The sequence below is a fragment of the Klebsiella sp. K47 genome, assembly GCF_051858335.1.
Lineage (GTDB): Bacteria > Pseudomonadota > Gammaproteobacteria > Enterobacterales > Enterobacteriaceae > Klebsiella > Klebsiella pneumoniae.
Map to the genome: position 1 here is coordinate 11,174 of NZ_JBPYUI010000009.1, position 12,526 is coordinate 23,699.

Annotated in this window: 12 protein-coding genes and 1 pseudogene; 11 read left to right on the top strand and 2 right to left on the bottom strand. The window is 52.7% G+C overall.

Annotated elements, in window-relative coordinates; genetic code table 11:
- Positions 1-209: 209 nt before the first annotated feature.
- The 11 genes and pseudogenes from RRF55_RS10555 (at position 210) to tssE (ending at position 11,224) form a co-directional block, all read left to right on the top strand.
- The gene (locus RRF55_RS10555; protein WP_064153077.1) at positions 210-1,349 is read left to right on the top strand and encodes a hypothetical protein; all 1,140 of its coding nucleotides are present in this window, start codon (positions 210-212) and stop codon (positions 1,347-1,349) included.
- Entirely contained in the window at positions 1,346-4,711 is a 3,366-nt protein-coding gene (locus RRF55_RS10560) for an ImcF-related family protein (protein WP_064153076.1), read from the top strand. The genes RRF55_RS10555 and RRF55_RS10560 overlap by 4 nt, the downstream gene beginning before the upstream one ends.
- A 178-nt stretch (positions 4,712-4,889) precedes the next feature.
- Positions 4,890-5,096: pseudogene (locus RRF55_RS10565) on the top strand (ImpA domain protein); the annotation flags it as partial.
- Positions 5,097-5,168: 72 nt separating this feature from the next.
- Positions 5,169-5,429, top strand: coding sequence for a PAAR domain-containing protein (locus RRF55_RS10570; RefSeq protein ID WP_009485635.1), 261 nt, complete (start codon positions 5,169-5,171; stop codon positions 5,427-5,429).
- A 237-nt stretch (positions 5,430-5,666) separates the two neighbouring features.
- Positions 5,667-6,074 carry a hypothetical protein gene (locus RRF55_RS10575; protein WP_223371290.1) on the top strand — a complete coding sequence of 136 codons (408 nt, stop codon included), beginning with the start codon at positions 5,667-5,669 and terminating at the stop codon, positions 6,072-6,074.
- 27 nt (positions 6,075-6,101) lie between these two features.
- Positions 6,102-6,710, top strand: a complete 609-nt coding sequence (locus RRF55_RS10580) for a hypothetical protein (RefSeq protein WP_223371288.1) — start codon at positions 6,102-6,104, stop codon at positions 6,708-6,710.
- A complete protein-coding gene (locus RRF55_RS10585; protein ID WP_223371287.1) occupies positions 6,707-7,318 on the top strand; it encodes a hypothetical protein in 612 nt (203 codons plus the stop codon). Before RRF55_RS10580 ends, RRF55_RS10585 begins: the two co-directional genes overlap by 4 nt.
- A 156-nt stretch (positions 7,319-7,474) precedes the next feature.
- A complete protein-coding gene (gene tssF, locus RRF55_RS10590; protein ID WP_009485639.1) occupies positions 7,475-9,235 on the top strand; it encodes a type VI secretion system baseplate subunit TssF in 1,761 nt (586 codons plus the stop codon).
- A complete protein-coding gene (gene tssG, locus RRF55_RS10595) occupies positions 9,199-10,281 on the top strand; it encodes a type VI secretion system baseplate subunit TssG (protein ID WP_004181150.1) in 1,083 nt (360 codons plus the stop codon). Before tssF ends, tssG begins: the two co-directional genes overlap by 37 nt.
- Positions 10,262-10,795: a type VI secretion system lipoprotein TssJ gene (gene tssJ, locus RRF55_RS10600; protein WP_032104130.1), complete on the top strand. Its 534-nt coding sequence runs from the start codon at positions 10,262-10,264 to the stop codon at positions 10,793-10,795. The genes tssG and tssJ overlap by 20 nt, the downstream gene beginning before the upstream one ends.
- A gap of 3 nt (positions 10,796-10,798) precedes the next feature.
- The gene (tssE, locus tag RRF55_RS10605) at positions 10,799-11,224 is read left to right on the top strand and encodes a type VI secretion system baseplate subunit TssE (RefSeq protein ID WP_004181152.1); all 426 of its coding nucleotides are present in this window, start codon (positions 10,799-10,801) and stop codon (positions 11,222-11,224) included.
- Positions 11,225-11,292: 68 nt separating this feature from the next.
- Here tssE and RRF55_RS10610 read toward each other — a convergent pair whose 3' ends face one another.
- Both RRF55_RS10610 and cobT read right to left on the bottom strand, forming a co-directional pair.
- Entirely contained in the window at positions 11,293-11,430 is a 138-nt protein-coding gene (locus RRF55_RS10610; RefSeq protein ID WP_153582952.1) for a hypothetical protein, read from the bottom strand.
- 19 nt (positions 11,431-11,449) lie between these two features.
- Positions 11,450-12,505 (bottom strand): nicotinate-nucleotide--dimethylbenzimidazole phosphoribosyltransferase, encoded by a 1,056-nt coding sequence (cobT, locus tag RRF55_RS10615; RefSeq protein ID WP_004143920.1) that lies wholly within the window; start codon positions 12,503-12,505, stop codon positions 11,450-11,452.
- Positions 12,506-12,526 lie beyond the last annotated feature (21 nt).

Here is a 12,526-nt window from a genome sequence, read left to right on the forward strand (position 1 = left end):
AAGTTGGCTTTAATGAATTCATTTTCAAAAATCATACTTCAGGCGCTATCAATGATGAAAGATGGAAGCTACATGTGGGCGGAAACTGGTTTTTATAGATCGCAAGGTAAATATGACTGGTGAAGTTGAGCATATTTACATTCTTAAATAGCTCACTGCTAATACCTTCCACCGATTGATGACTTATTTTTATTAAATGGATAAACTTTATGGCATGGAAAAGAAAACATATTGAAGAGCCAGATAGGCCACTGAAAATACCTCTTTATAAATGGCTTCTCACCTTCCTTATTCTTAGTGCGTTTTTATTGCTACTCTTTTATCTCTTTCGTGATGAAATCATTAGAGATAATGTTACTTTATTAATCTTGTTTTCTCCTCTAACCCTGTGTCTTTTCCTCTTCTGTTTACAAATATATTTTTATGCCAGAGCCATGCAAAATTATACGGTAATAATGCATAACATCAATAATATCAACACAGAATGGGAAAAATGGGGAGGCCGTTATGTCTCTGTACTGGGCAGTAAACTTTTCCTTCCCGGTGAAGTGGATGGATCGTCACTATCAGATAATCAATCAGAGGTAATGTATGGTCTAGCCGTGAGGATTGATTATTTTAGATGGGAAACTAATGACTGGTTTTCTTTCTTTACTCTTCTTATTAATGAAAATGATATTTTTAATCTTCCCGTTCGGATTGCAAAAGAGTTTATTATCCTTACGGACTGTAATGAAAGAGAATATACCCGTATGGAGGCCGATTTTTCCAGAGTGCTGGCGGAGATGAACATCATGTTGCCGTCCGGATCTATCCGTCTTGTTCCTTCTCTTTTATTTGAACAACTTGACGCCTGGCTGAAAGTGACAGAAGAAAAAATATATATTGTTCTGGTTTTACAGCTTAACGGCAAAGAAAATTATTCAGATGGCATAGTTTCCTTTTTATTCGCAGCAGATGATGTAGTAAAAAAATATCAACTGGATGAAAAAGCCAGAATTTTTCGTCCGATGGTTGTGGTAGCCGATCGTTTTGATAAAGATCTGGATATTTTTATTGATACGCAAAAAATAGCCAGAAATGCCACAGGACTGACAGGGGACTGCGCTGGTCTGTTACCCGTCAGCGGTAGTATTCTTCAATGCTTCAACGAAAAAGAAGGGAAATTACAAGTTGATAATATCCACGTAATGGAAAGCCTCAGTGGTCTACCCGGATTGAATTCGGTCTGGTTAACTGCGGCGTTAGCAGTCTCGGCGGCGTCTTATCAAAAATCAGATTATCTGATGATGGCCAGATATGAAGACGACTGGATAATTACTACTGTCCACCCGGTGGAGGCTTCATGAAATCTGCAAACAATAAGTTAACGATTATTGCAGACGTATTGCTGCTCCTGCTTTTTGCGGCTGTATTGGGTTTTATTATCTGGCGTTTTGGTGATCTTTTTGGATTAACCGGGGATAAAAATAAGTTTTATATATGGCTGGCTGGCATAATGTCGTTTATTTTTCTGCGGGCATCCTGGTATTTTTCCCGTTTATACAGGGTTCGCAGGGAACGGCGGCAGTCTGAGGAACAGGGGGAATACCCGGAAAAAGAAATTCGTTATGAACCTGGGCAAAGAACATCTTTGTATTCTGAACTATTTTTTCATCTTCGCGACCGTTACGGTCTGTTCTGGCAGCGTCAGGTCCGTCTGCTGCTGGTGACGGGCGAGCCTGAGCAGGTGGAAGCCATCGCGCCGGGGCTGACAGAGCAGCGCTGGCAGGAAGGCGACCATACGGTGTTGATATATGGCGGCAAGGCGTCGGCAGAGCCGGATACCACCCTGCTGGCCTCCCTGAAAAAACTGCGCCGCTTCCGCCCGCTGGACGGTATTATCTGGCCGCTGACGGAGAAACAGAGTTCCCAGACGGCGCAACTGGATAAGGGCTGGCGCGAACTGGGTAATGGTGGAAAATTGCTTGGCTTTCAGGCTCCGCTGTATCTGTGGCAGGTCTGTGATGACGGAGGTTATCAGGCCGGGCGCACACTACAAAGCGTCGGCTGCCTGCTGCCGGAGCGAAGCACACCGGAACAACTGGCTACACAACTGGAAGCACAGACCCCGCAACTGACGGAACAGGGAATGTCGCAGTTGCTGACCAATAACCGGCACGATTTTCTGTTGCGTCTTGCCCACACACTTACAGAGCGCGGCATCGCTCACTGGCAAACCGTCCTGAAGCCCTTGCTGGCAGGCGGCGCATTCCCTTCTCTGCACCTGCGCGGCCTGATGTTCAGCCCTCCACTGGCCGCCGTGCCGGAAGCGGCTCCCCACGCGTGGCTGTCATCGCTGGTGTGGGCGGGCGTTACTGGCGACAATGCAAAAGGCCGCACCGTGGGCTTTCCGTGGCTGCGCACCGCGCTGATGGCCTGCTTCTGCGTGCTGGCGATATGGTGGACCGGAATGATGACCTCGTTCTTTGCCAACCGCGCCCTGATTCAGGAAACCGGGACGCACACAGCGCGGGCCATCAATACCCGACTGCCGCTGGCAGAGCAACTGGTTGCGCTGCACACCTTGCAGGGCGAGCTCGAGCGTCTGCAGTATCGTATCCGCCACGGTACGCCGTGGTATCAGCGTTTCGGTCTGGAGCGTAATGCTCAGTTGCTGAACACGGCGTTCCCCGGCTATGCGCAGGCGGCAAACCGACTGGTACGCGATGTAGCGGTCGCCCACCTGCAGCAGCAACTGAACGCCTTTGTCGCCCTGTCTCCGAACAGTCCGCAACGCACCGCAACGGGAGAACTGCGTTATAAGCAACTGAAGGCGCTGCTGATGACGTCCCGTCCCGAAAAAGCCGACGCCGCCTTTTTCAGTACCACGCTGAAGGCAGATAACCTGCGCTATGCAGATGTAACGGAAGGTACCCGGCAAAGCGTGCTGCCGTCGCTGCTGACCTTCTGGATGGCGAATCTGCCGGAGCATCCACAGTGGAAAATCGCCCCGCAGCCGGAACTGGTCGGCGCGGTACGCAAAATTCTGCTGCGCCAGATTGGGGTGCGCAATGCGGAAAATACCCTCTATCAGAACGTCCTGAAACAGGTCTGCCGCAACTACGCCGATATGACGCTGGCGGATATGACCGGCGACACGCAGGCCGGCTCGTTGTTTGGTACTGAGCAAACGGTGCCGGGAATGTTCACCCGCCAGGCATGGGAAGGTCAGGTTAAGGAGGCCATAGAGCAGGTGGCGACGGCCCGACGTGAGGAAATCGACTGGGTACTCAGCGACCGTCAACAGGACGCTTCCGCCGATATTTCGCCGGAAGCCCTGCGTACCCGCCTGATGGAACGTTACTTCACCGACTTCGCCGGAAGCTGGCTGACATTCCTCAATAGCATTCGCTGGAAGAAAGAGGACTCGCTGTCCGGCGTGCTGGACCAACTGACGCTGATGGCCGATGCCCGCCAGTCGCCGCTGATTGCGCTCACGGATACGGTGGCATGGCAGGCGGCGGCAGGAAGGGAAAGCCGTAGTCTGTCAGACTCGCTGACACAATCAGCAAAAGAGTTGTTTAGCGGTAAAGAAAAAACACCGCAGAACACCCGTGCCGCCCGTGAAGAAGAAGCACCAACGGGACCGATGGACAAAACCTTTGCCCCGCTGCTGCGGCTGACCGGTGATAAAGCCGGAGGCACTGGCGACAGCCAGCTCAGTCTGCAAACTTACCTCACCCGCGTGACCCGCGTGCGCCTCAAGCTGCAACAGGTCACCAACGCCCCGGACCCGCAGGAGATGACGCAGCAGCTGGCGCAGACGGTATTGCAGGGCAAAACCGTCGACCTCACCGATACCCGAGATTATGGCCGTCTGATAGCCGCCAGTCTGGGCGAGGAATGGAGCGGCTTCGGCCAGTCGCTGTTTGTTCGTCCGGTGGAGCAGGCGTGGCGGCAGGTGCTGACGCCCGCAGCGGACAGTCTGAACCGGCAGTGGCAGCGGGCCATTGTCAGCCACTGGAATCAGGATTTCGCCGGGCGTTATCCGTTTAAGAACACTCCGAACGACGCCTCTCTCCCCCTGCTGGCTAAATATCTGCGCGATGACGGACGTATAAGTCAGTTTATCGCTACCAACCTTGCAGGCGTTCTGGAACGCGAAGGTCGTTATTGGGTGGCTGACACCATGAACACGCAGGGACTGACGGTCAACCCGGCGTTTTTACGCGCCCTGAATCGCCTGCGCGATGTGGCCGACACAGCCTTTGCCAGCGGCGATGCCGGGGTACATTTTGAACTGATGGCAAAACCGGCACGTGACGTGATGAAAACGCATCTGGTGATTGACGGCCAGCAACTGGAATATTTCAACCAGAAAGAACGCTGGCAGCGTTTCAGCTGGCCGGATGAGCAGTGGCAGCCCGGCGCATCGCTGAGCTGGACCAGTACGCAGAATATGGAACGTATTCTGGCCGACTTCCGGGGAAGCTGGAGCTTTATTCGTCTGCTGGAACAGGCGCAGGTCACACAGCTGGACAGCAGCAGCTTTATGCTGCAGTGGCAAGCGCCGGACGGTCTGCCGCTGCATTACCTGATGCGCGTCGAACAGGGTAAAGGGCCGTTGGCGCTGCTGGCGTTGAAAAACTTCCGCCTGCCGGGACAGGTGTTTCTGACCGGGAAAGCCATAAGTGATGCAGAAGAATACAGGGACAACGCAGATGAGTGAGTTACTGCAACAGTTAACCCGGAATTGTTTCTCTGACCGGGATGCGACGGCCGTCGCACAGGAGCAGGCTGCACTGTGGCAGAGCTGGCTGCTGCCGGTGACGGAGGATTCGCCGGTGGGTGAAGACCCCGGCTATCATGACGATTTTTTGCTGATGCGCGACGAAATGAACAAATCCACCGCGCAGGGGCTGACGCTGACGCAGTGGGAATCGGAACTGCTGTTTGAGGTAAAAACGCGGCAACTGAAGCTGTTGCGCCTGCGGGCGCACCGCCACGCGGACAAAGCGGCGCTTGCCCGGAAAATGGGAAACCTGCTGGGAACGCTGGTGGTAATGGATCCGGCACGGGCGGCGGTACTGTGCGACACGCAGCATAAGGACTGATGGCGTTTATCAGAAGGACTAATACCTGCTGTCTGTGATCAAGGGCTTAGGGGGACTAAGAGGGAAGGAGTTATGGCGCGAAGGCTGGCAAGACTGGGAGATAAAACGACATACGGCTATGTGGCAAGCGCTACGTCATCGATCATAGACGGCAAAAAACTGGCGCTGAATGGCGACAGGGCGTGGTGTAACAAGTGCAAAGGGATGTTCGGGATTGTCGGCACGGCGCGTGGGTGGTCTGAGGATTCGCTCTTTGTCGGTAACGGCGACCGTGTGGCGTGTAAATGCGCGAACAATCAGGTGATTGCCACTTCGGATTTGTTTGATGAATGAGGTGGCACGGAAAACCATACCACATCAGGCAAGACGAATAATCTTACCGCAGCAAGTACAAAGCCGCAGAATAAAAAATACAGCCATCAGATAAAACTTTTAACGAAAGAGGATGACGTTGGTTTAGAGGGTATCCCTTATGTATTCATTCTGAGTGATAGTACCTTCAGAAAAGGGAAAACGAATCCGAACCGGGAAACGGAGCGAATTTATACGGATGCGGCGGAGAAGGTTACGGTGTTAGTTGGTAAGCTGGCGTATTCTTGGGAAAAAAGAGGCGGCAACTTCGGTTCATTAAAGGAGATAAATGAAAGAAAAATTGAACTGATGACAGCTGAGCAGGAGCCGGTTGAAAATGTTCAGTGGGTTACTGGCCGGGATTATATTGTGGTGGTGGCCGCAAGGACGAAATTTAAAGATTCTATGGGGAATCAGTATCGTTTTGTAAACTGCGGATTAAGACAGCTACGGCTTTTTCCTGAAGTGAATAAAGATAATTATTCTATACAGCGTATTTTCCTGATGTTTCAGCAGGGATATGTGGAGAAAGGCATTGAATTAATTAATGAATATGTTGAAGAATTAAGTGGTCGCGTGGTTTATGTGAAAGACAAGGCTGAATTTATTAAATTCCTGAACAGCTGAAAAGACAAGAACAGAGTAATTAAGGAGATGGTTATTCTGTGTCACGGAATTATCGACACTGCATCATTTGATTATCATCATGAAAATAAAGGAAAGGAAAAGACCGGTGAGTTTAAATCCAGAGATGTCGTTGACGTTCAGGAGGCTGTCTTTGATTATGATGCCGTTGTCACAACCTATGCCTGCCGGGCCGGTATTTCTGTTGATGGAAAAGACCTGACCGGAATGGATGCCGGACAGGAAAACAGTCCGGCACAAAAGATGGCGGATTGCTGGGACGTGAGTGTCAGAGCGTTTGAAATGCGGTCGGATTATTCATCGATTTACGGAACGGAAAAAGAAATACGTGCAGCAGAAAATTATGAAGATGTTATTGAAGAATACGAGGAAAGCCTGAGTGGATATAATAAGAAAAAGGCGAATGGTGATGTCGATATTACGCCGCCCCAGAAACCCGAAAATTATGATGAGATGTCAAAACGCTATGATGATGTCACAGCGAGAGATGCTAACGCTAAACGCGGTGCTGGTCCAATTGCGCCAAATGGTGCGTGGCGTATGCCGGGAACCGGGGATAGCCCAGAGGGGCTGAAAGAAGGATTACAGACCTATCAACCCGGAGAGTGGACATTGTGAACTCTTTAAAAATGAAGGGATATTACTTTCTGGTTGTTCTTTTGCTGACAGCCTTATGTGGTGGAGGATATGTTATGTATCAACAGCAATACAGAATGGCGGTGCATGTGACACCGGAGAGTGAAAACGATCCGGAGTGGCCGTCGAAAAAGAAGTGGTTTGATGCCAGTGAATGGTTAAGTACTCCACAGTATATAAAAATCAATGATTTTTATGTGATAAATACCCGCTATGTTCCAATTGGTGATCTTAACAGCGATCAGATAATATTTTATCTAAAGAAAGGTATTAATGGTTCAGAAAAAAGATTTTCAGAGTTATCTGTATTATCTGATCTGGATAATCAAGAGTTTCGGGAACTAATGAAAGATAAGCTATCCTCTGAATATCTCGAAACTCAGTTTGACAAAGAGACCTTAACGCCAACTATTGATTTCTTTCTTATCTATTTTATCTTCAATAATAAGAGGTATGAGGTGCCGATCCGTAGGGAGTATTCGGGGAATAAATATCATTATTGGGTATTAGAGGGTTCGGTGAAAAAAGCCGGATACTGGCATGAAAGATTTCCCGCCTCATATTCATACAGAAAGTATCTGAATAAGTAAAAAATTAAATAAACGCAACCGTAAAAAACATGATTTAATTATTATATATTGATAATTGCTCGCGATATATTTTTCGTAAAATAATATCAACATCGGTTTTACATCTGAAGACTTGCACTATATTTACTTTTAATGAAAGGAGAATAACTCCTGCTTATGGACGACCTGACCCAACGCTATTACGAAGCCGAAATGCGCTACCTGCGTGAAGCGGGTAAAGAGTTTGCACAAGCGTATCCTGATCGCGCCGCTATGCTCAATCTCGATAAGCCCGGCGCGCGCGACCCTTATGTCGAACGTCTCTTCGAAGGTTTCGCCTTCCTGATGGGCCGCCTGCGGGAAAAACTGGATGACGATCTACCTGAACTGACTGAGGGGCTGGTGAGCCTCCTGTGGCCTCATTATCTGCGTACAATCCCGTCGCTGTCGGTGGTGGAACTGTTAACCGATCATCGGCAAATGAAGCAGAGCGAAACACTGAGTGATTTTCAGGTGCTCTCGAGGCCCGTCGGCGAACACCGGACACGTTGCTGCTACAGCGCCACGCGGGATATCACCCTGCTTCCGCTGGCTTTACCAGAGGTGTCGTTACAGTACGAACAGGATGGACGCTCGGTTATCCGTCTGCGCTTTGAGTGCAGCCCGCTGGCTGGCGACGGGTCACAGATTGATTTATCGAGACTGCCGCTCTATCTCAATGCGGACAGTCCGCTGGCTTGTGCATTACACCGGGCGCTGACGCTGGGGGTGCAGCAAATCTGGTTTCGCCTGCCGGGGGAGGAACGTCGGACACTGGACGGCTATTTTTCCCCGATGGGGTTCGGTAAGGACGATCCGCTCTGGCCAAAAGGCGAATCGGCCTTCAGCGGCTACCAACTGCTGCTGGAGTATTTCACCTTCCGCGAGAAGTTTATGTTTGTCGCCCTCAACGGGCTGGAGAATGTGGTCTGGCCAGCAGGAATGAGTGGATTCGAAATTGACGTGGTGCTCGCGGAAAGCTGGTCTCACGATCTGCCGTTCAGCACCGAAAATATCCGCCTGCACTGCGTACCGGTGATCAACCTGTTCCCGCTGGAAGCCGATCCACTGCATCTTTCTCCGCTGGAAAATGAATACTTGCTGCGCCCCATGCGTATTCAGGACGGGCATACGGAAATTTACTCCGTCGATAATATTATTTCTTCGCGACACACCGGCAGTCAGGCATATGTGCCCTTTTCCAGTTTTCGCCACCGGGGCGGGATGTTGCGTCACGATTCGCCGGAACGTTATTACCATACGCGGGTAAAACGCGGCCCTTCCGGTTTGCATGATACCTGGCTGATCCTTGGGGGCGACGCATTCGATATCGACCGCCTGCTGGAAGACGAAACCCTGTCCCTGAGCCTGACCGGCACCAACGGTCAGCTTCCGCGTAAAGCGCTGCAGAGCACGGTGCTGGACACCCCCGTCTACGCCACGCAGCATACACTGCGGGTGCGCAACCTGTGCGCGCCGACGCAGCCCTGTTATCCCCCGGCGCGTGACCGTTTCCACTGGCGGGTTCTCAGCCACTTAGGCTCCAACTTCCTGTCAATGATGGACAACGCCGAAATCTTGCGCGGCACGCTGGCGCTGTACGACTGGACGGAAAGCGAAATGAACCGACGCCGTCTGGAGGCAATCGTTGACGTTCAGCATCACCTGATTCAGCGTTTTGAAAAAGGTTTTCTACTGCGCGGCGTGGATATTCAGGTCACGCTGGACAGCAACGGTTTCGCCGGCGAAGGCGATATCACCCTGTTTGGCGAACTGCTGCACCGCTTTTTCGCCCTGTATGCCGACATCCACTTATTTACTCAGTTGACGCTGATTCTGCAACCTACAGGAAAATGTTTGCAATGGACAGAACACCACAGCCAGCGCGTACCGGGCTGACGGAAAGGCTTGCTCCGGACATTAACCGAATTAACTTTTACCGTTTCTGCCAGCTTCTTGAACAAAGCCAACCACAGACGCCACTGCTGGGGAGCACAACCAATCCGGCAGACGATCCTGTCCGTTTTCGTCCACATCCGGGGATGGGGTTCCCGGTAAGCGAACTAAAAAGCGTCGAACAGGATTTGGATCATCCTGACGCGCCACCCACGGTGCGCACCACGTTTCTGGGGCTGTACGGTGTGGATTCACCGCTGCCGACAGCCTATCTCGACTACATCGCGCAGCGCCGGGACGGCCATGAAGCGATGATGGCGTTTCTGGACATTTTTAACCATCGCTTTATCACTCAGTACTATCGTATCTGGCGCAAATATAATTACCTTACGTCGTTTGAACCGGGAGCCGTGGATAATATTTCCCGCTGCCTGCTGGGGTTGATTGGTCTGGGCATTCCCGGCAGCGAAAATCATATCGCCACGCCGGTCTCGCGTTTTCTGGCATTACTCAGCGTGATGCGTCTGCCGACGCGTACAGCAGAAGGCATAACGGCGCTGGTCAGATTACTGGCCCCCCAGACGCAAGCGACAGTTATCCCGCACGATCCACAACAAATTGTCCTGCCTGAACCTGCGGGTTTATCAAAAAGATCACGTATTTGCCTGAAAACTCGGGCACTGCTGGGCAACACCGGCACTGACGTTAACAGCCAGTTACTGATGAAGCTGTATACCGAAGACGACGGAGAGGCACGCGGCTGGCTGCCGGGCGGGCAACTACATACCGACCTGCTGGTGCTGTTGCGTGTCTATCTGGGCTGGCGCTACCAGGCCCGCCTGCAACTGACCTTGCCCGTCAGTCTGCTGCCTCCGGCACAGTTAGGAAATCAGCGCGTTCAGGTAAGCCGAACGGGCGTGCTGCGGGCGTCTTTTGCTGCCCCAGTCGCCGGTACGGTCACGGTCAGTCTCGGGCGTTATCAGGGACTCATGCCCACATCATCCACCCGCGACAGGGAGAGTGTTACTCATGTTTCTTACACCCTATAAACGACATGCAATCAGCGTACTTGCCGCCGTGACGCTGCTGAGCGGCTGCGGTCTGACTCAGAGAGTGACTGACGGCACTAAAGAAGTGGCATCGGCGATTTTCTACAAGCAGATCAAAACGCTGCATCTCGATTTTGTATCGCGCAGCGCGCTGAATACAGATGCGCAAGACACACCGCTTTCCACGATGATCCATGTCTGGCAACTGAAAACACGTGAGCGTTTTGACGAGGCCAACTATGACACGCTGCTTATGCAGGAAGAAAAAACGCTGAAATCAGATGTACTGGCCAAACATACCGTCTGGATGAAGCCAGCGGGTGCGGTTTCCCTGAATGTCCCTCTGGATAAAGAGACCCAGTTTATCGCCATCGTTGGTCAGTTTTATCACCCCGATGAACAAAGCAACAGTTGGCGATTGGTACTCAAAAGGGATGAACTGGAAGCTGACAGGCCCCGCACCATAGAGCTGATGAGAAGCGATCTCCGCCTGCTCCCCCTTCAGGATAAGTAACCGATGGCAGCATCTTCTTTATTTGAAATGCTGACTTTCAGCTTCAGTGGCGAGCTGCCGCTGGAGCAGGTCAGCGAGCGGGATCAGCTTATTCTCTCCGTTATGGACAACATGCAGCGCATCATCAACTGCCGGGCAGGAACGCTGGCGCATTTACCGGATTATGGTTTGCCGGACCTCAGCATGATTCATCAGGGAATGACCGCGGGTATTCATGGTTTGATACACCAGATAGAAGAGACGTTACTGCGCTACGAACCCCGCCTGAGCCAGTTGCGCGTGGAGTTGCAGCCGCAGCCACGTCCGGGGCATCTCAATTATCTTATTTATGCCCAACTTCCCGATACCGGCTGGATACGCTTTGATGGTATATTTTCTGCGGAAGGCCGGATTGTGCTGCGTCATCTTAAACAGCAGGAGCGCGCGTGACTTATGTCAGGTAGCGCACCTTCATTGAGCTTGCAGATTGCGCCAGAAAAGTAACAAGGAAAATCAATTTATTGATTTTCGGCTGATAACCACAAAGGAGGAAAAACCACGCTTTTTCCTTTTTTGCCAACAACCTGAAACACCCTCAAGGGTGTTTTTTTGTTTCTGCCGCCGGCAAAACCTCTGCCGAAAACGGGAACGGCCATTGCCGCCCCCATCTCCTGCTTACCCCTTCGGTAACACAATATTGCTTGCCGCCAGCATGCCCATGCGATGGTACATCGCGCAGGCCGCCTCGACGATCGGCATCGCCAGCGCCGCGCCGCTGCCTTCTCCCAGACGCATGCCCATATTGAGATACGGTTCGAGACCCAGGTGCGCCAACGCGATACGCGCCCCCTTCTCCGCCGAATAGTGGGACGGGATCAGATACGGTTTCACCTCCGGCGCTATCTGACACGCCGCCAGCGCCGCCGCGTAGGAGAGAAAGCCATCCAGCACCACCGGCAGCCCACAGGACGCCGCCCCCAGCATGACACCGGTCATCCCCAGCAGATCGAAACCACCGACTTTGCTCAGCACATCGAGGCCATCATTCGGGTCGGGCTGATTGACGGCGATAGCCCGCCGCACCACCTCCACCTTGTTGCCAACCTTCGCCAGCGGCAGATTGGCGCCAATCCCGACCACCTCCTGCGCATCGCTGCCGGTCAGGACGCTGACGATCGCCGCCGCCGGCGTGGTATTGGCCATCCCCAGTTCGCCGACGCCAAACAGGGTAACGCCCTCCTGGGCCAGCGCGCGGGTGTAGCGCATCACCTCCAGCAACAGCTCCTGCCCCTGCTCACGGCTCATCGCCGGACCGCGGGCAATATTGCCGCAGCCCCGCGCCACCCGCATATTCACCACGCCGGGCAGCGGTTCGCTATCGATACCGACATCAATTACATGCACTTTCGCCCCGGCCTGGGCGGCGAGCACGCAGACGCCGGTGGTGCCGCGGGTCATATTTGCCGCCTGGATGGCGGTGACCGCCTTCGGCGAAATCGCCACCCCTTCGTCCCACACTCCATGGTCGGCGCACATCACCAGCAGGGCCTTTTTCGCCACCTGCGGCTGGCCGCCCAGGCCGGGCATTCCCGCCAGCTGCACCGCCAGCGCCTCCAGACGCCCGAGGCTGCCGGGGGGCTTGAGTAAGCCGTCGATGTGTTGCTGTGCCCGCGCCATGGCGTCGGCGTCCGGCGCGGGGATCGCCCGCAGAACCGTGTTTAAATTTTGCATACAGAATCCCTGCCAGGGCTG

Excerpts from the sequence above, each read along its gene's own strand:
- RRF55_RS10555 (WP_064153077.1), top strand. The coding sequence starts at position 210 with ATGGCATGGAAAAGAAAACATATTGAAGAGCCAGATAGGCCACTGAAA.
- RRF55_RS10560 (WP_064153076.1), top strand. The coding sequence starts at position 1,346 with ATGAAATCTGCAAACAATAAGTTAACGATTATTGCAGACGTATTGCTG.
- RRF55_RS10570 (WP_009485635.1), top strand. The coding sequence starts at position 5,169 with ATGGCGCGAAGGCTGGCAAGACTGGGAGATAAAACGACATACGGCTAT.
- RRF55_RS10580 (WP_223371288.1), top strand. The coding sequence starts at position 6,102 with ATGGTTATTCTGTGTCACGGAATTATCGACACTGCATCATTTGATTAT.
- tssF (WP_009485639.1), top strand. The coding sequence starts at position 7,475 with ATGGACGACCTGACCCAACGCTATTACGAAGCCGAAATGCGCTACCTG.
- tssG (WP_004181150.1), top strand. The coding sequence starts at position 9,199 with ATGGACAGAACACCACAGCCAGCGCGTACCGGGCTGACGGAAAGGCTT.
- tssJ (WP_032104130.1), top strand. The coding sequence starts at position 10,262 with ATGTTTCTTACACCCTATAAACGACATGCAATCAGCGTACTTGCCGCC.
- tssE (WP_004181152.1), top strand. The coding sequence starts at position 10,799 with ATGGCAGCATCTTCTTTATTTGAAATGCTGACTTTCAGCTTCAGTGGC.
- RRF55_RS10610 (WP_153582952.1), bottom strand. The coding sequence starts at position 11,430 with ATGGCCGTTCCCGTTTTCGGCAGAGGTTTTGCCGGCGGCAGAAACAAA.
- cobT (WP_004143920.1), bottom strand. The coding sequence starts at position 12,505 with ATGCAAAATTTAAACACGGTTCTGCGGGCGATCCCCGCGCCGGACGCC.